Source organism: Microbispora sp. CA-102843, from assembly GCF_050936215.1.
In the GTDB taxonomy this organism is placed as follows: Bacteria; Actinomycetota; Actinomycetes; order Streptosporangiales; family Streptosporangiaceae; genus Microbispora.
Genome location: NZ_JBNJNF010000001.1, coordinates 5,572,035 through 5,593,705, shown reverse-complemented (window position 1 = coordinate 5,593,705; position 21,671 = coordinate 5,572,035). Strand labels below are relative to the sequence as shown.

General features: G+C 70.5%; 22 protein-coding genes. 14 read left to right on the top strand and 8 right to left on the bottom strand.

Annotated features, from left to right (window positions below; genetic code table 11):
• Nucleotides 1-25: 25 nt before the first annotated feature.
• Genes ACQEVJ_RS25985 through ACQEVJ_RS25975 form a run of 3 tightly spaced genes read right to left on the bottom strand, consistent with a single transcriptional unit; the run spans nucleotide 26 to nucleotide 3,205 of the window.
• Complete coding sequence (locus ACQEVJ_RS25985; protein ID WP_433105308.1) at nucleotides 26-1,048, bottom strand: TolB family protein; 1,023 nt, start codon at nucleotides 1,046-1,048, stop codon at nucleotides 26-28.
• Between the two features lie 23 nt (nucleotides 1,049-1,071).
• Entirely contained in the window at nucleotides 1,072-2,340 is a 1,269-nt protein-coding gene (locus ACQEVJ_RS25980; RefSeq protein WP_433105306.1) for an MFS transporter, read from the bottom strand.
• Between the two features lie 4 nt (nucleotides 2,341-2,344).
• The gene (locus ACQEVJ_RS25975; RefSeq protein ID WP_433105304.1) at nucleotides 2,345-3,205 is read right to left on the bottom strand and encodes an alkaline phosphatase family protein; all 861 of its coding nucleotides are present in this window, start codon (nucleotides 3,203-3,205) and stop codon (nucleotides 2,345-2,347) included.
• Between the two features lie 432 nt (nucleotides 3,206-3,637).
• Between ACQEVJ_RS25975 and ACQEVJ_RS25970 the strand changes: the two genes are divergently transcribed.
• From ACQEVJ_RS25970 to ACQEVJ_RS25955, 4 genes are all read left to right on the top strand, one after another.
• Nucleotides 3,638-5,113 (top strand): LVIVD repeat-containing protein, encoded by a 1,476-nt coding sequence (locus tag ACQEVJ_RS25970; RefSeq protein ID WP_433105302.1) that lies wholly within the window; start codon nucleotides 3,638-3,640, stop codon nucleotides 5,111-5,113.
• 116 nt (nucleotides 5,114-5,229) lie between these two features.
• Nucleotides 5,230-7,122 carry a copper resistance CopC/CopD family protein gene (locus tag ACQEVJ_RS25965; RefSeq protein WP_433105300.1) on the top strand — a complete coding sequence of 631 codons (1,893 nt, stop codon included), beginning with the start codon at nucleotides 5,230-5,232 and terminating at the stop codon, nucleotides 7,120-7,122.
• A 16-nt stretch (nucleotides 7,123-7,138) separates the two neighbouring features.
• Entirely contained in the window at nucleotides 7,139-7,891 is a 753-nt protein-coding gene (locus ACQEVJ_RS25960) for a hypothetical protein (RefSeq protein WP_433105298.1), read from the top strand.
• 215 nt (nucleotides 7,892-8,106) lie between these two features.
• Nucleotides 8,107-8,820 carry a YcnI family copper-binding membrane protein gene (locus tag ACQEVJ_RS25955; protein WP_433105296.1) on the top strand — a complete coding sequence of 238 codons (714 nt, stop codon included), beginning with the start codon at nucleotides 8,107-8,109 and terminating at the stop codon, nucleotides 8,818-8,820.
• A gap of 77 nt (nucleotides 8,821-8,897) precedes the next feature.
• On the opposite strand, the gene ACQEVJ_RS25950 is transcribed toward ACQEVJ_RS25955, so the two are convergent.
• The 4 genes from ACQEVJ_RS25950 to ACQEVJ_RS25935 form a co-directional block, all read right to left on the bottom strand.
• Nucleotides 8,898-9,230, bottom strand: a complete 333-nt coding sequence (locus tag ACQEVJ_RS25950; protein WP_433105294.1) for a YnfA family protein — start codon at nucleotides 9,228-9,230, stop codon at nucleotides 8,898-8,900.
• A 251-nt stretch (nucleotides 9,231-9,481) separates the two neighbouring features.
• The gene (locus tag ACQEVJ_RS25945; protein ID WP_433105292.1) at nucleotides 9,482-9,832 is read right to left on the bottom strand and encodes a hypothetical protein; all 351 of its coding nucleotides are present in this window, start codon (nucleotides 9,830-9,832) and stop codon (nucleotides 9,482-9,484) included.
• A 164-nt stretch (nucleotides 9,833-9,996) separates the two neighbouring features.
• Nucleotides 9,997-10,617, bottom strand: coding sequence for a DUF305 domain-containing protein (locus tag ACQEVJ_RS25940; RefSeq protein ID WP_433105290.1), 621 nt, complete (start codon nucleotides 10,615-10,617; stop codon nucleotides 9,997-9,999).
• A 75-nt stretch (nucleotides 10,618-10,692) separates the two neighbouring features.
• The gene (locus tag ACQEVJ_RS25935) at nucleotides 10,693-11,130 is read right to left on the bottom strand and encodes a DUF6153 family protein (RefSeq protein ID WP_433112975.1); all 438 of its coding nucleotides are present in this window, start codon (nucleotides 11,128-11,130) and stop codon (nucleotides 10,693-10,695) included.
• A gap of 271 nt (nucleotides 11,131-11,401) precedes the next feature.
• On the opposite strand from ACQEVJ_RS25935, the gene ACQEVJ_RS25930 reads away from it, so the two are divergent.
• From ACQEVJ_RS25930 to ACQEVJ_RS25885, 10 genes are all read left to right on the top strand, one after another.
• Nucleotides 11,402-11,761 (top strand): BlaI/MecI/CopY family transcriptional regulator, encoded by a 360-nt coding sequence (locus ACQEVJ_RS25930; protein ID WP_433105288.1) that lies wholly within the window; start codon nucleotides 11,402-11,404, stop codon nucleotides 11,759-11,761.
• 330 nt (nucleotides 11,762-12,091) lie between these two features.
• Entirely contained in the window at nucleotides 12,092-12,325 is a 234-nt protein-coding gene (locus tag ACQEVJ_RS25925) for a heavy-metal-associated domain-containing protein (protein WP_433105286.1), read from the top strand.
• A 139-nt stretch (nucleotides 12,326-12,464) separates the two neighbouring features.
• Nucleotides 12,465-13,892, top strand: coding sequence for an MFS transporter (locus ACQEVJ_RS25920; RefSeq protein WP_433105284.1), 1,428 nt, complete (start codon nucleotides 12,465-12,467; stop codon nucleotides 13,890-13,892).
• A 103-nt stretch (nucleotides 13,893-13,995) separates the two neighbouring features.
• Complete coding sequence (locus tag ACQEVJ_RS25915) at nucleotides 13,996-14,277, top strand: metal-sensitive transcriptional regulator (protein ID WP_433105282.1); 282 nt, start codon at nucleotides 13,996-13,998, stop codon at nucleotides 14,275-14,277.
• A gap of 24 nt (nucleotides 14,278-14,301) precedes the next feature.
• The gene (locus ACQEVJ_RS25910; protein ID WP_433105280.1) at nucleotides 14,302-14,514 is read left to right on the top strand and encodes a heavy-metal-associated domain-containing protein; all 213 of its coding nucleotides are present in this window, start codon (nucleotides 14,302-14,304) and stop codon (nucleotides 14,512-14,514) included.
• A complete protein-coding gene (locus tag ACQEVJ_RS25905; protein ID WP_433105278.1) occupies nucleotides 14,511-15,452 on the top strand; it encodes a hypothetical protein in 942 nt (313 codons plus the stop codon). The genes ACQEVJ_RS25910 and ACQEVJ_RS25905 overlap by 4 nt, the downstream gene beginning before the upstream one ends.
• A 29-nt stretch (nucleotides 15,453-15,481) precedes the next feature.
• Complete coding sequence (locus ACQEVJ_RS25900) at nucleotides 15,482-17,719, top strand: heavy metal translocating P-type ATPase (RefSeq protein ID WP_433105276.1); 2,238 nt, start codon at nucleotides 15,482-15,484, stop codon at nucleotides 17,717-17,719.
• 131 nt (nucleotides 17,720-17,850) lie between these two features.
• The gene (locus ACQEVJ_RS25895) at nucleotides 17,851-19,050 is read left to right on the top strand and encodes a permease (protein WP_433105274.1); all 1,200 of its coding nucleotides are present in this window, start codon (nucleotides 17,851-17,853) and stop codon (nucleotides 19,048-19,050) included.
• Between the two features lie 52 nt (nucleotides 19,051-19,102).
• The gene (locus tag ACQEVJ_RS25890) at nucleotides 19,103-19,945 is read left to right on the top strand and encodes a helix-turn-helix domain-containing protein (protein WP_433105272.1); all 843 of its coding nucleotides are present in this window, start codon (nucleotides 19,103-19,105) and stop codon (nucleotides 19,943-19,945) included.
• 73 nt (nucleotides 19,946-20,018) lie between these two features.
• Entirely contained in the window at nucleotides 20,019-20,630 is a 612-nt protein-coding gene (locus ACQEVJ_RS25885; RefSeq protein ID WP_433105270.1) for a dihydrofolate reductase family protein, read from the top strand.
• Nucleotides 20,631-20,720: 90 nt separating this feature from the next.
• Here the strand turns inward: ACQEVJ_RS25885 and ACQEVJ_RS25880 are convergent, their stop codons facing one another.
• Nucleotides 20,721-21,515, bottom strand: coding sequence for a crotonase/enoyl-CoA hydratase family protein (locus ACQEVJ_RS25880; RefSeq protein WP_433105268.1), 795 nt, complete (start codon nucleotides 21,513-21,515; stop codon nucleotides 20,721-20,723).
• Nucleotides 21,516-21,671 lie beyond the last annotated feature (156 nt).

The window sequence follows — 21,671 nt, the reverse complement described above, 5'->3', positions numbered from 1 at the left end:
TGGCCGGGCCCGCGGGGGGCGGCTTTCACTCGACGACGACGGGCGCGAGCGCCGCGGAAAGTAGGCGGCGCGGGGCACCTGAGCCGTCCGCCGGCGCCGTCCAGATGTCGGCGCCGAAGTCCCCCGGCAGGGCGTAGCCGAGCGTGCGGGCGTCGAGCCACACCGCTTGGTCGTCGACGCTGCGCCGTTCGGCGATCGGGGTCTCCCGCATGGTCTGAAGGTCGAGGACGTACAGCCGCCACGGCGCGTCCTCGGGCAGGCCGGGCACCCGCTTCTTGAACGCGATGCGGGTGCCGTCCGGGGAGAGCGACGGGCACTCCACGTTCTGCCGGACCGTGGTCAGGGTGCGGGCCGCGACATCGCCGCGCGCCAGCCAAGTGCGGCCCCCGGTCGCGAGGGTGACCCAGAAGTGGCCGTCGTCGGCGAAGGACACCCCCCACAGGTTGACGTCGGCTGCGTGATAGGGACGGCCCTCCTTGACCACGTGGTAGGCCTCCAGGTTGTCCTGCAGGGACCAGGTGCGCGTGTCCAGGATCGAGGTGCGGGTGGAGAAGTTCGTCCCCGCGTATGAGTCGCCGCTCACGAAGACGGTCCAGGCCGCCATGCGGCCGGACGGGGAGACCCTTGTGCGGGTGGGGATGCCGGCAAGGGGAAACGCTCGCCGCTCCCGCAGTCGCGCGTCGAGCACCACGGCTCGGTAGGTGTCGCCCAGCGAGCCGTGCTCGGCCTGGAGGCAGGTGCCGGTGCCGGACGAGGCGTGGAATCGGAGGCACCGCACCCCGGATGAGACGCGCGGGCCCTCCGGGTCGTCCGCGGGCACGGAGACCACCTCGTCGCGGTGCGGACCCCATGCCATCGTCCGGAAGAGCATCCGGCGCCCCTGTCCCGACGCGAGCGTGACCGCACCACGACCGGCGGGGGGTTCCCCCGCCCGCGGCAGGCCCCGGCTCTCCGCCCGGGCGGCGGCGTGTACCACCGCCCAGGCGGACAGGCCCCCGAGAAGCAGGACCGCGGCCAGCAGGACCGTCAGGCGGGGTGGGACGGTCATGGGGTTCCCTTCTCGTCGCACGGTCAGGTCGTCCGCTGCGCGGAGGGGCACGCGGAGGAGCGGAGTGCGGCGATCGCGATGGGGGTGGAGACCGCCAGCCCCGCCGCCGCGACGGCCAGCGCCGGGCCGTCGCCCCAGGCCGTCCAGGCGGCACCGAACCCGATCGAGCAGGCGAATCGGGCGAGGGCCTGTCCGGTGCCCACGAGGGCCAGCCCTCTCGCCCTCATCGCGTCCGGCACGACGCCGGCGACCGCGGCCGCCAGCACGCCGTCGGTCGCCGCGTAGAAGGCCCCGTGCAGTACGAGCGCCGCCACCACCGCCGGCAGCGGCCCGCCGGGAACGGCCAGCACCAGCCCGTACGCGAGGAGCAGCGCCAGGTGCCCGAGCAGGAACAGCTTCCGCCGCCCGATGCGGTCGGCGACGGCACCGGCGGGTACGGCCAGCAGCAGGAAGGCGGCCGCGGTCCCGAGCGGCAGCAGGGGGAACCACTGCGCGGGCACCTCGAACCTACGCTGCAGCAGCAGGTAGACGAAGGAGTCGCTCACCGTCGTCAGCCCCAGCAGCACCGCGCACGCCGTCAGCCGCCGCAGGCCGGGCATCCGCAGGAGCGCGGATGCCCGGAGCGGGCTGGTGGGCGCCGCACTCCCGGCGGCGCCCACGCCGCCGGGACGGCCGGGGACGAAGAGCACCAGCACCAGCACGCCCAGCGCGGCGACGCAGGCGCTGACCGTGAAGACGGCGTCGTAACCCTCCACGGCCACCCCGAGCACCAGGAACGCGAGGACGGGCCCGCAGAGGGCTCCGGCGGTGTCCATCGCCCGGTGCACGCCGAACGCCTGCCCCCGGCGCTCGGGCGGGGTGGCCAGGGAGATGAGGGCGTCCCTGGGGGCCGTGCGCAGGCCCTTGCCCGTACGGTCGAGGGCCAGCACCGCGCCGATCACCGGCAGGGTGTGGGCGACCAGCAGCAGCGGCTTGCACAGCGCCGACAGGCCGTAGCCGGCTACGGCGACCGCCTTGTGCCGCCCGCCCCCACCGTCGGCGAGATGGCCTCCGGCCAGCCTCACCAGGGCGCCGACCCCGTTGTAGACGCCGTCCAGCACGCCGAAGCCGAGCGGGGACAGCCCCAGCCCGGAGACGAGATAGAGCGGCAGCACGGCGGTGATCATCTCCGCCGACACGTCCGTGATCAGGCTCACCGCGCCCAGGGCCAGTACGGTTCCCGGAACCGCGGCCCACCGCCGTCCCGGGTGCGGGACGACGGCGGGCGCGTCGCGACTGTCCGCGAGGTACACGCGGTCAGTTCCAGATGCCGGAGATGGCCGACGCCGACGCCGCGTTGCCCGCGTGGCCGGTGCCGTACATGTCCTCGATGGTGCGCAGCAGGTTGTAGTGGTTGTAGGTGGTGCCGGAGGACGACCCCGCCAGCACCGGCTGGCCGTACAGCACGGTGGCGATGCGGTTGCCGCTCAGCCGGTTGTCCTCGTCGAAGGTGACCACGAGAAGGCTGTTGTGGGTTTTGGCCCAGGTCGCGTACGCGCCGAGGTTGTTGTTCAGCCAGGTGTCACCGGTGGACACCGAGCAGTCGTGCATGTCGCTACACAGGTTCGGGATGACGAACGACACCTTCGGCAGCTTGGTGAAGTCGGTGGGGAACTGGGCGAAGGTGTACGCGGTGGACGTCGGCACGTTGGAGAACCCGAACCAGGGGTTGTGCTTGCGGGCGTACTTGCCGCTGCTGCATGTGGTCGAGCCCTGGCTGGGCAGCGTCTCGTTGTAGCTGGCCCAGCTCTTGCCCGCGGCGATCAGCTCCGAGGCCAGGTTGGGCGCGGAGCTGAAGCCGGGGGTGTAGCAGGAGTCGTCGGTGATGCCCTGCGTCGACCCGGAGAACATGGCGAAGTAGTTGGGCTGGCTGGGGTGGGTCTCGGCGTAGAAGGCGGTCAGGTTGGCCCCGCCGCTCTTCAGGGAGTTGATGTAGGGGGCGCTGGAGCTGCCGATGACCTGGGAGTAGGCGTGGTTTTCGAAGACCACGACCACTGTGTGGTCCGGCGTCGGCAACGTGGCCGCCTGGGCGTTGGAGCCTCCGGCGGCCCACAGGCCCAGGGAGGCCGCGGACAGCGTGAAGGCGGTGGCGAGAGCGGGGATACGGCGGGACGGCATGGCTGTCCTCCACAGGGGGGTGTCTGCGACCAGCTCAGGCTAGGAACGCCCCGTGACGCGGACCACACGACCGACGTGAAGATCGGCCGAACGGTGAGTGAAGCCCCTTGTCACCCGATTTCCGGGGTACCTCCCGGGAGCGCTGCGACCCGCCCGACCCCGTGCGGCCGAACGGAAAGACCTGCACGCCGACAGCCGAGGAACGGGGCCGACGCATCTCACCCAGGGGGAACCAGTGGCCGCCAGAGCGCCCATCTATGGCCAAAGGCGCCGGGAAACGCCCTAAACGGCAGATGTTGCCGAGTTCCTATAGATACCTTTTTGAAACCTTTGCCCCGTGACATCCACACTCGTCATCATTAGAGTCAATTTGCTTATGATCTTCGGCGATGCGGCTCCCCCCTCCGCGTCGCTGCCCCCCAAGGAGGGTGTGTGAGAACGAAACCCCTCGTCGCCGGTGCCGTCGCCCTGCTAGCCGCGGCGGCACTGCAGATCTCCGGAGTCGGCCCGGCGTTCGCCGGCCCGTCCGATCCCAGTCCGTCCGACAACTCCGCCCACGGCGGACCGGTCCTGGAGGACGTCCACAACGTCCCGACGACCGCCGTCGCGAGCAAGGTCACGTTCCTTGACAACGTCAAAGGCGTGAGTGGCTACTCAGGGCTGAACTTCATCAGCTACGACAAGTACGGCTACGACTTCATGTTCGCCAACGGCACCGGCGGCCTCGCCGTCTGGTCGCTGAAGGACCCCAAGCATCCGGCGCTGGTCTCCACCGTCACGGCTGCCCAGCTGCGCCAGCCGGGGGACACCCAGGACAGGTTCTGGGAAGGCGAGAACATGACCGTCGACCCGAAGCGCAAGCTGGTCTTCCTCAGCAGGGACCCGCGGGGCTTCGGCGGCACCGTCTCGACCGGCCAGTCGGGTGTCTACATCGTCGACGTGAAGAACCCGTGGAAGCCGGAAGTCGTCGTCTTCCAGCCGATCGCGGCCGGCCACACGGCCACCTGCATCAACGACTGCTCGTATCTGTGGTCGGTCGGACCGGCCAACACCGGCACGCCGGGCCAGGACCCGTCCTGGAAGGGCGTGCCGGTCCGGGTCACCGACATCCGTGACGTCAAGCACCCGAAGACCCTGGACCTGGCGCTCGACCTCGGCCGGTTCGACGGCGTCACGGACTACGTGCACAGTGTCGACGTCGACAAGAACGGTGTCGCCTGGGTCTCCGGCGAGGGCGGCGTCCGCGGCTACTGGACCAAGGGCAACCACTACGACCCGGTGCAGAAGGTCAAGCGAGTGGCGACGGCGTACGACCCGGTCCCGTACGCGGGTGGTACGGCCGTCCCGACCGACCCGCAGGGCACCGCCTTCTTCGACTATTTCGACCACAACGCGTACCACAACACCGAGAAGCTCGGCTCCTTCGACAAGGGCGAGCTGGTCTACGTGACCAACGAGAACATCACCACCTGCTCGAAGGCCGGCGAGTTCAAAATCGTCTCGCTGAAGGGCAGCTACGACGGCGAGGGCTGGAAGTCCACGCCGGAGGCCCCGCTCCGGCTCAACCTGGTCAGCCACTGGTCGCCGTGGGGCAAGGAGGGGTCGGCCACCAGCGGTAGCTGCTCCGCCCACTGGTTCACGGTGAACGGCAACATCGTGGCCATAGCGTGGTACGGGCAGGGCACCCGGTTCCTCGACGTGTCCGATCCGGCCAAGCCGACCCAGGTCGGCTACTTCCGGGTGCCGTCGGGCACGGGCGTGACCGCCGGCTCGGCGTCGGCGGCGTACTGGCACAACGGCCTGGTCTACATCGCGGACTACAACCGGGGCGTCGACGTGCTGCGGTTCGACGGCAAGCTGGCCGGCGAGCCGGACGAGAAGATCTGCTGGAACTCTTGCGACAAGTAACCGTCTGAGCCGAAGCCGGCCCGAGCGCGGAGCCCCGCTCGGGCCGGCTTCGCCGCTGATGGAGTGGAAGGTTGACGGTGCGACGCCGACATGTCACGCGAGGGGCGGGAGCCGCCGTGCCCATTGCGGGGCCCCGCCGGGCCCGGCTGTTCGCGCGGCTCGTGGCGGTCGTGCTCCTGGCCGCCGGCGGCCTGGTCGTGGGCCTCTTCCCCGGTACGGCCGCCCGGCCGGCGTACGCGCACGCCTACCTGCTGGAGAGCTCGCCGGTCGACGGCAAGGTGCTGGCCTCGCCCCCGGCTGAGGTCCGGCTGCGCTTCGACGAAGCGGTGAGTCTGGGCCGGCGGTCCATCCAGCTGCTCGACCCCACCGGCAAGGAGCTGGTGATCGGCGCCGCGGAGTACGCGGACGGCAGGATCGACACGGCGCGGGCGAGCCTGCCCCGGGACCTGGCCGAGGGTACCTACGTGGTGTCCTGGCGGGTCACCTCCGTGGACTCGCACGTGGTGTCGGGCGCGTTCAGCTTCAGCGTCGGCCACCCGAGCGCGACGGCCGTCCCGGCGGAGCAGGACACCGACCGCGCGGTCCCCGTCGTCGCCGCGGTCGGCCGCGCCGTGGCGTACCTCGGAGTGGCCCTCGCCCTCGGCGGGGGTCTGTTCGTGGCCGTGCTCTGGCCCGCCGGCCGCGACGACCGGCGCGGCCGGCGCGTCGTGTGGTCGGGTTTCGCCGCGCTGGCCGCCGGCACCGCGGTGGTGCTGCTCGTCCAGGGGCCGTACGCCGACGGCAGGTCGCTGACCGCGGTGTTCGACCCCCGCCTGCTGGGCGCGACGCTGTCCACCCGGCTGGGCTATGCGCTGCTGGCCCGGCTGGTGCTCGTGGCCGTCATCGGCGTGGTCTTTCTGATCGCGGTGGGCCGCCCCTCGCCCGTCGCCCGCCCGGACACGACGGAGACGACCGGCCCGGAGACGACCGGTCGGGCATCGGCTGGTCCGGAGTCGGCCGGTTTCGAGTCCGCCGGTTTCGAACCAGCCGGTTTCGAACCAGCCGGTCTTGAGCCGGCCGGTGCCGCCCGCAGGATCGCGCTGCCCGCGGTCGCCGTCGCCGGCGCCGTCGCCATGACGCTGACCTGGACGCTCGCGGACCACGCACAGAGCGGTGCGCAGATCTGGCTGGCCGTCCCGGCGACCAGCCTTCACCTGCTCGCCATGGCGCTGTGGCTGGGCGGCCTGGTCGCGCTCGCGGTCTGCGTGCTCGCCCCGGCCCGCAAGCGGGGCCCTGCGCTCCTTTCCCTGGAGCCCGCGCTCCCCAGGTTCTCCCGGCTCGCGCTGCTCTGCTTCGCGGTGATCGCGGTCACCGGCCTGTACCTGTCCTGGCGGCAGGTGGGAACGTGGGGCGCACTGGGCGGTACCGACTTCGGGCGGCTGCTGCTCGGCAAGCTCGCCGCCGTGCTCGGGGTGCTGGCGCTCGCCTCCGGAGCGCGGCGGTTCGTACAGCGGCGCGACCGTGTCCGCCGTGCCCCCCAGGACCCCGGTGCCGCGGTGCGCCGGCTGCGCCGCTCGGTCGCCGGTGAGGTCGTGCTCGGGGTCGTCGTCGTGTCCATCACCGCCGTCCTGGTCGACACGGCCCCGGCCCGCACCAGTTACGCGCCGCCGGTGGACACCACGGTCCCGTTCCCCGCCGCTGCCGCGAGCGCGTCCGGCCCGTACGGCGGGCTGCGCGGCGGCTCGATCCAGCTGAAGATCGAATCGGCGAGACCGGGCAGCAACACGGCCGACATCTACCTGACCGGACGGGACGGCACGCTGATCCCGGTGCCCGAGATCTCCGGTGCGCTCGAATCGCGGGACCGCACCGTACCGGCGCTGCCCGTCAAGGTGACGGCGGCCGAACCCGGCCACTACGTGGCGGGCTCGATGTCCATCCCCTACCCCGGGGAGTGGGCGCTGCGGCTGGACATCCGCGTTTCCGACTTCGACGAGACACGCGTACGTGTCCCGTTCACCGCACATTGAAAGGCTGGTGACACACATGCGAGGCGCTGACCGCAAGGCCCCCGGGTCGCGGATGGCCCTGGCCGCCGCCGGTGCGATCACCGTCGGTGTCCTGGCGGGGTGCTCCGGCGGGACGCCGCAGCCGGCGACCAAGCCGCCCTACACCGTCGACACCATCCGCTCCGGCTTCGTCGGCGCCGGCGACCTGGGCAAGGGCGCGGTCGCGTTCGAGGACAAAGACCACGCCTCGCACACCATCTACACGCCCCCGAACAGCATCCCCACCTGCCCGTACGTCCAGCGTTCCGACGACGTCCAGGCTCAGGTGGAAGCGGCGGTCGAGCCGGTGGGCGGGAACTCGACCGGCCGGTTCATCGTCGCCCCGCCGAAGGTGGGGCCGGAGACCCTCCCGGTGGTCACCCAGGGCGCGGTGGTCTTCGAGAGCACCACGCTCGCCGGCAACGCGATGGACGCCGTGACGGCCGAGTCGGCCAAGTGCCCGGCGACGTTCACCATCCTCGGCGGGCCGCCGTCCATCGTGGGCGATTACAAGACCAGCAGCCGGCCCTTGGAACTGGACGGGTGGCAGGGGTTCGCCCAGCACCTCGTGCACACCCCGCCGGCGGGCCTGGGCTCGGACACCTATGACGACCTGGTCACCGTCGTGGTGCACAAGGCGAACGCGGTCCTCTACGTCGGCTACACCCAGATCAAGAAGGTGGGTGCACGGTCCGACACCGAGGAGAAGGTCAAGGACCTGATGACGACGACGCTGGCCCGCCTCGGCTAGCGCGTCCCGGCAGATCATCGATGGCAGGTCCGAGAACGGCGGGAGTCCCGCCGATAGGAGGAACGTTGAGCGGCAGAGCACTTCCGACGGGCGTGGCGCCCGCCACGATGGGCGCCGGCCCCGCGCACCCGGTTATCCGGAGCGCGGCGCCCGTTCTGGCAGGCTCCGATACGGCCGGGGCCGCGGGCGGCGGGGCGTCCGGTACGCCTCGGGGGGTGCGCACGCTGCGCCGCGCGGCACGCGGGCTGGTCATCGCGGCGGTGGCGGTCTGCCTGGTCGCCGTCCTGCCGGCGGCGGCGTTCGCGCATGTGAAGGTGACCGCGGACGCGGCCGTCCAGGGCGGCTACACCGCGCTGACGTTCCGGGTCCCGAACGAGCGCGACGACGCGAGCACCACCAAGATCGAGGTCCAGCTCCCGGCCGACTTCCCGCTGGCCTCGGTCTCGGTGAAGCCGCACCCCGGCTGGTCGTACGAGATCGAGAAGGCCACGTTGGCCACGCCGATCGAGTCGCACGGCGCGAAGATCGGCGAGGTCACCTCGAAGATCACCTGGACCGCGTCGGGTGAGGAATCGGCGATCAAGCCGGGTGAGTACGACGAGTTCTCGGTGAGCGCCGGGCCGCTGCCCGAAACCGGCCAGCTGGCGTTCAAGACGCTCCAGTACTACAGCAACGGCGAAGTGGTGCGCTGGATCCAGGATCAGACCCCCGGCGACGAGGAGCCGGAGCGGCCCGCGCCGGTGCTCAAGCTCACGGCCAAAGCGGGCACCGCGTCGGCCCCGGCCCCGGCTGCCGAATCGGCGGCCACCGCGGCCGAGACCGGGCCGGACGCGGGGGTCTCATGGGCGATCGGGCTGTCCGCGGCCTCGCTGGTGATCTGCCTGGGATGCGCTGCGGCGCTGGCCCTGCGGTGGCGCCGGGCGGGATAGGCGGACGAGCGAGGGCGCCGGAGAACGCGGACCTGCCGGGGCCAGGGTCAGCGCGTGGCCCCAGCCGGTCCGCTCGGTCAGCCACGTGGCGCGTACATGATGACCAGTACGCCGGCCAGGCAGACGAGCGCGCCGATGACGTCCCAGCGGTCGGGCCGGAACCCGTCGACGAGCATGCCCCAGGCCAGGGACCCGGCGACGAAGACGCCACCGTAGGCGGCCAGGATGCGGCCGAAGTTCGCGTCCGGCTGGAGCGTGGCGACCAGCCCGTACAGGCCCAGCGCGATCACGCCGCCGCCGATCCACAGCAGGCCACGCTGCTCGCGTACGCCTTGCCAGATCAGCCACGCTCCGCCGATCTCGGCGAGGGCGGCCAGAACGAACAGCAGCAGGGAGCGGACGACCGTCATGGCCGGTAGTACACCGCACGGCAGCGGCCCATCCGCCGTCGGGTCCGCTTTGCCGTGGTGCAGGCGCTCAACATCCGCAGCTGCTCCCGCCGCATCCGCAGCGCGAGCTCGTGCGAGACGCGCGTCGGCGGTGCAGCCACCACATGCCCGCCGCGGCGGCGACCAGCACCCCGGCCACGGTCAGGAGCGTCTGTTCGGCGAGCGCGACGCCATCACGTCCCTTCCTCGCGGCGCTGGTCCGGCGGGCCGCTTCATGCGGCAGCGGCCGCCGCGCCGGCGCGTGCCTGCAGCGCGTCCAGCACGTCGATCTGCTCCGGCGGCACCGCCACCTCCAGCGCCAGGCTGCCGTCGGCGATGGTCAAGGTGAAGGCGAAGAAGGAGCAGCAGCCGTTCTCCCGCGCGGTCAGCTCGGCCGCCCGGGCCGCGTGCTCCGGGCTGAAGACGAGCTCCAGCCGCAGCCGCTCACGCCCAGGACGCCGCACCGTCTGGACCGCCTCGGCGAACAAGGCGTCGAACTCGGCCACCCGCAGCGGCTGCTCCGCGGTGGGGAGGGTGCACGCTGAGGGAGCCCATCCCTGGTCAAGGGCGATGTCCTGGGTCATGCCTCTGCCGGTAAACCTGTACCTGGGTATCGGATGCAACCCCTTGCGCGTGGTCGCCTCGCGCCGGTTCCGTCGCCGTACGGCCGATCGGCGGGGGTACGTGAGGAGCCGGGATTCGAGGAACGGGTGGGCGACGACCACACGTCGCCCACCCATCGAGAGTCCTACTTCAGGAGCTTCCTCATGGTGCTGATCTCCGCGGACTGGCTGGTGATGATGGAGCCGGCCATCTGCGTGGCCGGTTCGTAGATGCCGGCTCCCTGCTCCTCCTTGGCCATGGTGATGGCGCCCTCATGATGCTGGATCATCATCGTCAGGAAGGCCTTGTCGAATGCGGCGCCCTTGAGGCCCTCGAGCTTCTTCATGTCCTCGCCGGACATCATGCCGGGCATGCCGTGGTCCGTATGGTCCATCGGCATGCCGTCCTCGCCGGGGGCCTGAACGCCCCAGCTCTCGAGCCAGCCGGTCATCATCTGGATCTCGGGATCCTGGGCGGCTTCGATCTGCTTGGCCAGTTCCTTGACCTTGCTGCCGGCTGCGCGCCCCTCCGCCAGCTTCGCCATCTCAAGGGCCTGACGGTGGTGCGGGATCATCATCTGTGCGAACCAGATGTCCCGGTCGTTGTGGTCCGCGGCCGGGCTGGTGGCAGGATCCTGCGATTCGGTAGGCATCGCAGACATGGACGACGTGGAGGACATGTCGCGGGTGGCGGTGTCCGTGGAGCCGCAGGCACTGACCAGCAGACCGGCCGAGAGCAGGGCGGCGGGAACGGCAAAACGCTTCATGGATGAACACTCTCCGTGTATGGGTGAAGACAGGTCGCCGGAGCTCGACGGCGGACAGACCGTCGAGTGCGCCTTCTACACCCGGATCACACAGAGTTGCGTGAGAGTCGGCCATCGAGGACGGGCGGTAGGCCCGCGGGGGAGGAACGACTGCAAGAACAGCCTGCTTGACGGGGCGGCGAAGCGGCCTGCACCCATCACGACGAGGAAAAGTAGTAGGACCGTTCCGGCCAGGAGGAGGGCCAGGCAGACCTGGCCGCCACCGTGCCCCTGGTGGGGAGAACTGGGTTCGTCGCCGTGCCGGTCGTGGGGTCCAGCCGTCGGCATCGCCGGGTCGTCGGTCTGAGCGGAGTGCAGGGCCAGAACGCTCGGAGTGGGAAGAGGCCCAGGTGAGGGCTGCAGCCCGTGCATGGCCAGTAGCCCGCACAGGACAGCGGCAAGCAGGAGCAGCCCGCCCAAAGGAGCGAGCCTGCGCGCCGCGCCGCCCGTAGTCACAGTGGACACGTTACCCATGGGTCCGCGCGCTTCGCGCATCGCCTCGCAATGCCACCCGAAGAACTTACTACTACCGGTACTAGTGGCCGTGATGGTCTCCGGCGATATCGGTGCCGGGCTGTGGGTTGGAACAAGGGATGCTGTGATCGCCGGGGGAGGGGGAGACTCCCGCTGATCCCCTCGCCGCATCCCGGCAGCTGGACTGTCACAACGCCTGGGAATTGATGACCGCTTTTCGCGCCAGGCCTGGTCTACTACCTTGCCTAGGAAGGGCGAAGGCGGAGGAGACGTGCGCGAGTTCGGCAAGCTCGAGGCGGCGGTGATGGACTGTATCTGGACTCTCGGCCGACCCGTGTCCGTACGCGAGGTGCTGACCGAACTCCAGAAGAGCCGCGACATCGCCTACACCACGGTGATGACGGTGATGGACACCCTCCACGGCAAGGGCTGGCTGCGCCGTCGGTTGGAGGGCCGTGCTTACCGTTACGAGGCCGTGGCCTCGCGCGAGGCGTACACGGCTCGTCTGATGCGCGCAGCGCTGGCCACGAGCAACAACCAGGCGGCGGCGTTCGTGCACTTCCTCTCCGAACTGACCCCCGCGGAGGCGGAAGCGCTGCGGCAGGCTTTGAAGATCGTCCCCCCGAGCTGATCTCCGCCCATCGGTGAGGTCCCGGCTCGGATCCCGTCTGTCCGGCGGACTCGGCCAGGGACACGCGGTCGCGCTTCAGTCCGATCTTCTCCGTGACCATGCGGCTCCCTGGATGTGATCGCTGGCAGGAGCCGCGCTCAGCGCCGGGCCCCGCGCCCCACGCCTCTTCCGTCCGCCGGCCGGTAGGCCCCTCGATGCGTCCAGTCGGACCGATTGACACCCCCCTAGGGTATGTTATGGTCTGTCCCGGCGATACCCCCTACGGGTACAAAGAAAGGGAGAATGGACATGTGCACTGCATGCGCGTGCGGTACAGAATCGGCTCAGACCGTGGCGACCGCTGAGGCGGGCACGGCGGACGGCAAGGTCTATTCGGTGAGCGGGATGACCTGCGGCCACTGCGTCTCGTCCGTGTCCGGGGAGATCGGCAAGATCGGCGGCGTCACCGGCGTGGCGGTCGACCTGCCGACCGGCGCGGTCACCGTCAGCGGCTCGGGATTCACCGACGAGGAGATCCGCGCCGCGGTGGAACAGGCCGGCTACGCGCTGGCGGGCCGGTCCTAGGAAACCGGGTCCCCGAAGAAGGCGGTGGGCGTGCACTGGCATGCACGCCCACCTGCGGGGCCGGTCCGATTCGGCATCACACCCAACCCCCTAGCGCATCCTCCCATCGCGGGGCGGATGCGAAGAACAGGAGTGCGGCATGAACGCCGTAAATCCGCGCAGGTGGCGGGCGCTGGTCGTGCTCGCCGCGGCGCAGTTCATGGTCATCATGGACACCTCGATCATCGGGGTCGCGTTACCCGACATGCAGCGCGATCTGGGTTTCTCCGCGGACGCGCTGCAGTGGGTCTTCAATGCCTACGTCATCGCCTTCGGCGGCCTGCTGCTGCTCGGAGGACGCCTGTCCGACCTGTTCGGCGCCCGCAGGGTCTTCATCACCGGCTGGCTCATCCTGATCGCCGGGTCGGCCGTCGCCGCCGCGGCGAGCAGCCCGTGGGTGGAGATCCTCGGCCGGGGCGTGCAGGGCGTCGGCGGCGCGCTCATCGCCCCTGCCTCGATGACCCTGCTCATGATGCTCTTCGGACACGATTCGCGGGAGCTCGGCAAGGCCATGGCGCTGTACGGCGCCGCGGCGCCGGCCGGTGGCACCGCCGGGGTGTTCCTCGGCGGAGTCATCACCGAGTATCTGAGCTGGCCGTGGGTCTTCATCGTCTACATCCCCATCGGCATCGCCACCCTGCTTGCCGTGCCCGCGCTGCTGCCCGCGGTCGCCGGGCGGCGCGGCTCGGTGGACGTGCTCGGCGGGGTCGCCGTCACCGCCGGGATCGCCCTGGCCGTGTTCGCCATCGTCCGGGCCCCCGAACAGGGGTGGGGTTCTGCCGCGACGCTGCTGGAGCTGGCGGGGGCGGTCGTGCTTCTCGCGCTGTTCCTGCTCGTGCAGCGCGTGATCCGGGAGCCGCTCATGCCGCTGGGGATCTGGCGCACCCCCGGGCTGGCCGTCGCGAACCTGGCGATGGCGCTGCTGGGCGCGGCCTGGATCCCGATGTGGTATTTCCTCAACCTCTACCTGCAGCAGGTCCTGGGCTACAGCGCCTTCCCCAGTGGAGCGGCCCTGCTTCCCATGACGATCGCGATCATGATCTTCATGATCGGGATCACCGCCCGGCTGCTCGGCAGGTTCGGCGCCAAGCCGCTGATCGTCATCGGGCTCGCCGTACTGGCGGCGGGGGTGGCCGGGCTGTCCCTGGTCCGGCCGGACGGGACCTTCGTCGCCGACGTGCTGCCCGCCTCGCTGGTCGCGGCGGTGGGGATGTCCCTGGCCTACATTCCCTCGATGATGTCGGCGATGTCCGGCGCGCGGCACGAGGAGAGCGGGCTGGCCTCGGGAATCGTCAACACCACCTACCAGATCGGCTCGGCGCTCGGCCTGGCCGTGATGACCGCGCTCGCCACCAGCGGGGGAGCGGCCGCGGCGAATGGCCCGGCCGCGCTCACCGACGGCTTCCAGTCGGCCTTCGTCGGCGCGGCGGTCGTGGCGGCGGCTGGGGCCGTACTGACCCTGCTGCTCATGCGGAAGCCGGTGGTGGCAGCCCCCGCCGCGACGGACACCGAGGCAGTGCAGGTGTAGGTCCCACCGAGCGGGCCCGCCCGTGGTGGCGGTGGCCCGCTAAATACCCTAGGGGGGTAGGGTGTTTAATGAAGACCAACAGACCTCAGAGCAAGGCGGGGAGATGGCCGGATACGCGGGGGCCAAGGAAGACCACCTCAGGCGGCTGCGCCGGATCGAGGGGCAGGTGCGCGGACTGCAGCGGATAGTCGACGAGGACAAGTACTGCATCGACATCCTCACCCAGGTCTCGGCCGCCAACAGGGCGCTTCAGGCGTTCGCCCTGGAACTGCTGGACGAGCACATGGCGCACTGTGTCGCCGAGGCCATCGCCAAGGGCGGCACCGAGGCCGACGTCAAGATCAAGGAAGCCTCCGACGCCGTCGCCCGTCTCGTCCGTTCCTGACCGATCGATCGAAGGAGAAGCGTCATGACCACCGCCACCTACACCGTCGACGGCATGACCTGCGGCCACTGCGTCAGCTCGGTGAAGGAAGAAGTCGGCGAGGTCCCCGGTGTCACCGGTGTCGAGGTCGATCTGGCCACCGGGCTTGTGACAGTCGAAAGCGACAGCCCCCTCGACACGGCCGAGATCAGGGCCGCCGTCGAGGAGGCCGGATACGAATTGGTGGACAAGCGATGAACACGCCAGCCCGGCTGGGCGCCTATGTTCTCGGCCTCGCCGTGGTCTTCGCGGGAGCGTTCGGCGTCGGCGGCGCCGTCGGCGCGACCGGGCCCGCGCCCGCAAAGAACGGACATGGGGGCCACACGACCCCTTCACAGGCCACGCAGAAGACGGAACACGTGCCAGGAGGACTTCAGGTGTCCCAGAACGGCTACACCCTCACCCCGCAGACCACGACCATCACCCCCGCGACGGAGACCGACTTCCGGTTCACCGTGAACGGCCCCGACGGCCGCCCGGTGACCGCCTACGAGACCGAGCACGAGAAGAATCTGCACCTCATCGTGGTCAGCCGGGATGCGACCGTCTTCCGGCACCTGCACCCCGAACTGTCCGGCGAGGGGATCTGGTCGGTGCCGCTGACGCTGCCCGACGCCGGCGCCTACCGGATCTTCGCGGACTTCGTCCCCCAAGGCGGTGAAGGCCTGACCCTCGGCGCCGACCTGTACGCCGCCGGCGACTACACGCCCCGGCCGCTGCCGGCGCCCAGCCGTACGGTGACGGTCGACGGATACACCGTCCGGCTCGACGGCACCCTCACCCCGGGTACGGCGAGCAAGCTCACCGCCGAGATCAGCAGGGACGGCAAGCCCGTCACCGACCTGCAGCCCTACCTCGGGGCCTACGGCCACCTGGTCGCGCTGCGTGTCGGTGACCTCGCCTACCTGCACGTTCACCCCGACGGCGCCCCGGGCGACGGCGTCACCCCCGCCGGTCCGGACATCACCTTCTACGCCGAGGTCCCCAGCCGCGGCGACTACCGGCTCTTCCTCGACTTCCAGCACGACGGAACCGTGCACACCGCCGCCTTCACCGTGGGGGCGGAGCAACCGTCAGGGGCGGCCCCCACCGCCACGGCGGACCACGGTTCGGAGCACTCGCACTCCGGGCACTGACCCCGGGCATATCGCGGAAAGGAGGGGTGATGGCCTCCATCACCGGTGACCGGCCGAGTGGCGCGGTCGAGCTTTCGATAGGCGGCATGACCTGCGCGTCGTGTGCCAACCGGATCGAGCGCAAGCTCAACAAGCTGGAGGGCGTGTCCGCGACGGTGAACTACGCCACGGAGAAGGCCAAGGTGACCTTCCCCGAGGGCCTGGACCCTGCGGCGTTGGTGGCGGAGGTGGAAAAGGCGGGATACACGGCCAAGCTGCCCGAGCCGCCCACGCCCGAGCAGGCGCCCGCCGAGCCGCAGGATGAGTTGGCGGCCTTACGGACCCGGCTGTGGGTCTCGGTGGTGCTGGCGGTGCCGGTGATCGCGTTGGCGATGATCCCGGCACTGCAGTTCACCTACTGGCAGTGGCTGTCGCTGACGCTGGCCGCCCCGGTCGTGGTCTACGGCGGGCTGCCGTTCCACAAGGCCGCCTGGACCAACCTGCGGCACGGCACCGCCACGATGGACACGCTGGTGTCGCTGGGCACGATCGCCGCGCTGGGCTGGTCGCTGTGGGCGCTGTTCCTCGGCGACGCCGGCACACCGGGCATGACCCACGCCTTCGACCTGACCATCGCCCGCAGCGACGGCTCGGGCAACATCTACCTGGAGGCCGCCGCCGGGGTGACCGCGTTCATCTTGGCCGGGCGGTACTTCGAGGCCCGCTCCAAGCGCCGCGCCGGCGCGGCGCTGCGGGCGCTGCTGGAGCTGGGCGCCAAGGACGTCGCCGTGCTGCGCGGCGGCCGTGAGGTGCGCGTCCCCATCGGCGAGCTGGCGGTGGGCGACCAGTTCGTGGTCCGGCCGGGGGAGAAGATCGCCACCGACGGCGTCATCGAGGAGGGCGCCTCGGCGGTCGACGCCTCGATGCTCACCGGCGAGTCGGTCCCCGTCGAAGTAGGGGTGGGGGATGCGGTCACCGGGGCGACGGTCAACGCCGGCGGCCGGTTGGTGGTGCGGGCCACCCGGGTGGGGTCGGACACCCAGCTCGCCCAGATGGCGCGCCTGGTCGAAGACGCCCAGACCGGCAAGGCGCAGGTGCAGCGCCTGGCCGACCGCATCTCGGGGATCTTCGTGCCGATCGTCATCGCCCTGTCGGTCGCCACGCTGGGGTATTGGCTCGGCACGGGTGAAGGCGTCGGGGCGGCCTTCACCGCCGCGGTCGCGGTGCTGATCATCGCCTGCCCCTGCGCGCTGGGGCTGGCCACCCCGACCGCGCTGCTGGTCGGCACCGGCCGCGGCGCCCAGCTCGGCATCCTGATCAAGGGGCCCGAGGTGCTGGAGTCCACCCGGGCGATCGACACGGTCGTGCTGGACAAGACCGGCACCGTCACCGAGGGGAAGATGACCCTGGTTGAGGTCCACCTGGCCGGCGGACAGGACCGGGATGAGGTGCTGCGCCTGGCCGGGGCGCTGGAGCACGCCTCCGAGCACCCCATCGCCCAGGCGATCGCCCGGGGCGCCGCCGAACGCGTCGGTGACCTGCCCGCGCCGGAGGACTTCGCCAACGTCGAGGGCCTGGGCGTGCAGGGGATCGTGGACGGCCACGCCGTACTCGTCGGCCGGCCCCGTCTGCTGGCCGACTGGGCCCAGCGCCTGCCCGCCGATCTGGCCCAAGCGCTGGAGGAGGAGCAGGTCGCGGGTCGCACCGCGGTGGCGGTCGGCTGGGACGGTGCGGCCCGCGCGGTGCTGGTGGTGGCCGACACCGTCAAGCCGACCAGCAAGCAGGCCATCGCGCAGTTGCGTGGGCTGGGGCTGACGCCGGTGCTGCTGACCGGCGACAACCAGGCGGTCGCCCGGACGGTCGCCGCGGAGGTGGGGATCGACGAGGTGATCGCCGAGGTGCTGCCGGCCGACAAGGTCGATGTGGTCAAGCGGTTGCAGGCCGAGGGCAGGACGGTGGCGATGGTCGGCGACGGGGTCAACGACGCCGCCGCGCTGGCCCAGGCGGATCTGGGTCTGGCCATGGGCACGGGCACCGATGTGGCGATCGAGGCCGCCGATCTGACTCTGGTGCGGGGGGATCTGCGGGTGGCGGCCGATGCGATCCGGCTGTCGCGGCGGACGCTGCGCACGATCAAGGGCAATCTGTTCTGGGCGTTCGCCTACAACGTCGCGGCTCTGCCGCTGGCCGCCGCGGGGCTGCTCAACCCCATGATCGCCGGAGCGGCGATGGCGTTCTCCAGCGTCTTCGTCGTCAGCAACAGTCTCAGGCTCCGCCGCTTCCGCTAGGTCGTACGAAGGGCCTCCGGCAACTCGCTCGGAGGCCCTTCCGCATCGGAACGCGCTGTCCCCGGCGGGTGAACGGTGTGACTCGATCTCGGCGGGGGAGCTGAAGACAAGGGTGGAAGAGGGGGCAGATCATGGATGGGTTGTGGCGCGCGCTGGGGATCGCGGGGTCCATGACCTGGGAGATCCTGTGGGCGCTGATCCTGGGGTTCACCCTGTCCGCGATCGTGCAGGCGGTGGTCCGCCGGGAGGCGATCACCCGGGCACTGGGGGATGACTCACCCCGGGCCCTGGCCGCGGCGACGGGATTCGGCATGGCCTCCTCGTCGTGTTCCTACGCCTCAGTGGCACTGGCCCGCTCGCTGTTCCGCAAGGGGGCCGGCTTCACCGCGGCGATGGCCTTCGAGATCGCCTCAACCAATCTGGTCGTCGAACTGGGCATCATCCTGGCCCTGCTCATGGGCTGGCAGTTCACCCTGGCCGAGTTCATCGGCGGCCCCATCATGATCGTCCTGTTGGCGGTGCTGTTCCGCGTCTTCCTGCGCCGGCGCCTGGTCGACGACGCGCTGCGCCAGGCCGAGCAGGGCGTGGCTGGGTCGATGGAGGGGCACGCCGCGATGGACATGTCCGTCACCGGACCGGGCTCGTTCTGGCGGCGGCTGACCTCGGCCAAGGGCTTCACCTCGGTGTCGCACATCTTCGTCATGGAATGGGCGGCCATCTGGAGGGACATCGTCGCCGGCCTCCTGATCACCGGGGCGCTGGCCGCCTGGGTGCCGATGGACTTCTGGAAGAGCTTCTTCCTGACCGGCCACCCGCTGTGGGCCCGCATCTGGGGACCACTGGTCGGGCCGATCGTCGCGGTTGTCAGCTTCGTCTGCTCCATCGGCAACGTGCCGCTGGCGGCGGTGCTGTGGAACGGCGGGATCAGCTTCGGCGGGGTGATCGCGTTCATCTTCGCCGACCTGATCATCCTGCCGATCCTGAACATCTACCGGAAGTACTACGGCTGGAAGATGGCCGCCTTCGTCGCCGGCACCTTCTACGCCACCATGGTGCTGGCCGGTTACGCGGTCGAGCTCCTGTTCACACTTCTGGGCCTGGTGCCGGGCCACCGCCACGCCTCCGTGGTCGAGGCCCACATCTCCTGGAACTACACCACCTGGCTCAACGTCGCCTTCCTGGCGCTGGCCGCGGTGCTGCTGATCCGGTTCTTCGCCACCGGCGGTTTGCCGATGCTGAAGACGATGGGCGGGAGCCCCGACGACAGTCAACATGCCCACCATGGCCACGACGGGCCCGCGAACGCCAATCCCGAGGACCGGCACACCTAGGGCCGCGGCGACCTCCCTCGCGAGTTGGACCCTCGTCGGCCACACTGAGTCCATGGAATACGTCGGCCGGGTGCCCGCGCCGCCGCTCGACCGGCTCATCGACGACATCTACTGCCTGACCGGGGTGCCGCGACACCGCCGGATGAACGTCCCGCCGATGCCGTCGGCACACCTGTTCATCAACCTGGGCGGACCCGCCCGCCTGTGGGATTCCAACCCTTCGGTGCCGCCGGCGGTGTTCACCGATGGGTGGTTCATGGGTGTGTGGACCAGGCGTTTCCTCTTCGAGTACCCCACGCGGGTGCGGCTCGTCGGGGTGCACTTCAAGCCTTGGGGGATGTCGCCGTTCGTCGACATGCCGGCGACCGAGCTGCGGGACCGATGGGTGCCGGTCGACGCCGTCTGGCAACGATCGCTGGACCGGATTCGCAACCAGGTCGGCGACATCGCATCGGCCACCGAGACACTGCGGGTACTGGAGGAGGAACTGCGATCGATGCTTGCCGAGGCGCCATCGCGGAGCCTCGACCTGGTCCAGCACACAGGCGGGCGTTTGGAGACCTCCCACGGCGCGATCCCGGTCGGTGCGCTCGCCGATGCCGCCGGGGTGAGTGGCAATCACCTGGCCATGCAGTTCAAGTCCCATGTCGGGATCACCCCGAAGCGGGTGGCGCGGATCTACCGCTTTGCGCGGCTGATCCTGTCCGTAGACGCCCTGCGTCCGGTCGACTGGTCGCAGCTTGCCCAAACAGCGGGCTACTTCGACCAGGCCCACTTCAGCAGGGAGTTCAAGGACTTCACCGGCCACACCCCGACGGAATACCTGGCCCTGCGGCGCCGATTCCCCGCCGAGCAGGGGTTCCCACCGGACAGCGGTCCGATGCCCGCTGATTGATTTTTTACAAGCCCACTCGCCCTCAGGACCGACAAGATCGGAGGCGCATGCGCAAGGAGGCTCGAGGAGAACTGTGGGCACAGTAATCATGCACAATGTGGTGTCGGTGGACGGCTTCATCGCCGACGAGAACGACGACGTCGGGCCACTCCACGATTGGTACTTCAACGGGGACACCCCGATCACCGAAGGCGGCGACCAGCAGTACGATCACTCCGGCGCTGGAAGCGGCTTCAAGATGTCACGTGCATCGGCGGAGTACGTCCGGCCGATGTGGGAGGCAATCGGCGCGATCGTGATGGGCCGCAACCTGTTCGACCTGGTGAACGGCTGGGAGGGTCAGCCGCCCGCGGGTGACCACGTGATCGTGGTGTCCCACCGGCCCAAGCCCGAGGGCTGGCACCCCGAGGCGTCGTACCACTTCGTCGATGGCGTGACGGCTGCGATCGACAAGGCCCAGGAGCTCGCCGGGGAGCGAACCGTCGCTGTGAACGCCGGCGAAGTGGGCGGCCAGATCCTCGCGGCCGGTCTCGTGGACGAGGTGGCGATGGACGTGGTGCCGGTGGTGTTCGGGTCGGGCAAACGCTACTTCGGCAGCATCGATGGGCAGCATCTGCTGGAGGATCCCCACGTGGTCATCCAGGGCGACGGAGTGCTACATCTGAGGTTCAAGGTGCGCCGCTAGAGCCTGTCTTCGAAGTGGTCGGTTAGAGCCACAGCATAAAAGCGGGTGTAGACGCTTTGCCGGGGACCGTACCGCCTAGAAGACGCGGCTTCAGCGGGGCTCATGGGGTGGTCTCGTGAAAACTCCGTGGCGGCCGGCGCCGGCGGCGAAGCGGGCGGCCCCGGTCATGCCCTCGCGCTCCACGATCGGGACGCCCGCCGCCCCCTCGGCGCGCAACGCCTCGGCCAGGGGCAGGTCCAGGGCGGCATACGTGGAGGCCCGGTCGGCCAGGACGCATTCGAAGGGGAACGCCGCGATCTGCCCGGCCAGCTCGCGCGCAGCCTCGACCGCCCGGCCCGGCTCGACGACCCGGTTGGCCAACCCGATCGCGAGGGCTTCGTCGGCCCGTACGGGGCGGCCGGTGAGGATCATGTCCAGGGCGCGGCCCAGGCCGACGATCCGCGGCAGCCGGACCGTGCCGCCGTCGATGAGCGGCACCCCCCAGCGACGGCAGAACACCCCCAGCACCGCGTCGGACTCGGCGATCCGCAGGTCGGCCAGCAGCGCCAACTCCAGGCCGCCCGCGACCGCGTACCCGCTGATGGCGGCGATAAGCGGCTTGCCCAGCTGCATCCGGGTCGGCCCCATCGGGCCGCCGCCGCCCCCCTCGGGATCCAGTTCGTTGCGCCGCTCGGGGTCCCCGACCGCGGTCAGGTCGGCGCCCGCGCAGAAGGTGCCGCCGCTGCCGGCCAGGATCGCCACCCGCTGGTCGGGGTCGGCCTCGAACCCCTCGAACGCCGCCCGCAGTTCCCCGGCCATGGCACGGTCGACGGCGTTGCGCCGGTCGGGCCGGTCCATCCAGATCGTGGTGATCGGTCCTTCGACCTCCACCCGAACGTCACCCATCATTACTCCCGGCACATCACGGCCTGCGCGGCCCTACAGCGGAAACGAATCCACGTTAGAACCGTGAGGCCGGAGGCGGCAGTTCAGGACCCGCGCTCGCGCAGCCAGCGGAGCCGGCGGGCCTCCTGGTGGACGCCGCCGCCCTCGTGCATGTTG

Bases quoted from the DNA above. Each gene is read 5' to 3' on its own strand.
- ACQEVJ_RS25985 (WP_433105308.1), bottom strand. From the start codon at position 1,048: ATGACCGTCCCACCCCGCCTGACGGTCCTGCTGGCCGCGGTCCTGCTT.
- ACQEVJ_RS25975 (WP_433105304.1), bottom strand. From the start codon at position 3,205: ATGCCGTCCCGCCGTATCCCCGCTCTCGCCACCGCCTTCACGCTGTCC.
- ACQEVJ_RS25960 (WP_433105298.1), top strand. From the start codon at position 7,139: ATGCGAGGCGCTGACCGCAAGGCCCCCGGGTCGCGGATGGCCCTGGCC.
- ACQEVJ_RS25950 (WP_433105294.1), bottom strand. From the start codon at position 9,230: ATGACGGTCGTCCGCTCCCTGCTGCTGTTCGTTCTGGCCGCCCTCGCC.
- ACQEVJ_RS25945 (WP_433105292.1), bottom strand. From the start codon at position 9,832: ATGACCCAGGACATCGCCCTTGACCAGGGATGGGCTCCCTCAGCGTGC.
- ACQEVJ_RS25940 (WP_433105290.1), bottom strand. From the start codon at position 10,617: ATGAAGCGTTTTGCCGTTCCCGCCGCCCTGCTCTCGGCCGGTCTGCTG.
- ACQEVJ_RS25935 (WP_433112975.1), bottom strand. From the start codon at position 11,130: ATGGGTAACGTGTCCACTGTGACTACGGGCGGCGCGGCGCGCAGGCTC.
- ACQEVJ_RS25920 (WP_433105284.1), top strand. From the start codon at position 12,465: ATGAACGCCGTAAATCCGCGCAGGTGGCGGGCGCTGGTCGTGCTCGCC.
- ACQEVJ_RS25915 (WP_433105282.1), top strand. From the start codon at position 13,996: ATGGCCGGATACGCGGGGGCCAAGGAAGACCACCTCAGGCGGCTGCGC.
- ACQEVJ_RS25910 (WP_433105280.1), top strand. From the start codon at position 14,302: ATGACCACCGCCACCTACACCGTCGACGGCATGACCTGCGGCCACTGC.
- ACQEVJ_RS25905 (WP_433105278.1), top strand. From the start codon at position 14,511: ATGAACACGCCAGCCCGGCTGGGCGCCTATGTTCTCGGCCTCGCCGTG.
- ACQEVJ_RS25900 (WP_433105276.1), top strand. From the start codon at position 15,482: ATGGCCTCCATCACCGGTGACCGGCCGAGTGGCGCGGTCGAGCTTTCG.
- ACQEVJ_RS25895 (WP_433105274.1), top strand. From the start codon at position 17,851: ATGGATGGGTTGTGGCGCGCGCTGGGGATCGCGGGGTCCATGACCTGG.
- ACQEVJ_RS25890 (WP_433105272.1), top strand. From the start codon at position 19,103: ATGGAATACGTCGGCCGGGTGCCCGCGCCGCCGCTCGACCGGCTCATC.
- ACQEVJ_RS25880 (WP_433105268.1), bottom strand. From the start codon at position 21,515: ATGGGTGACGTTCGGGTGGAGGTCGAAGGACCGATCACCACGATCTGG.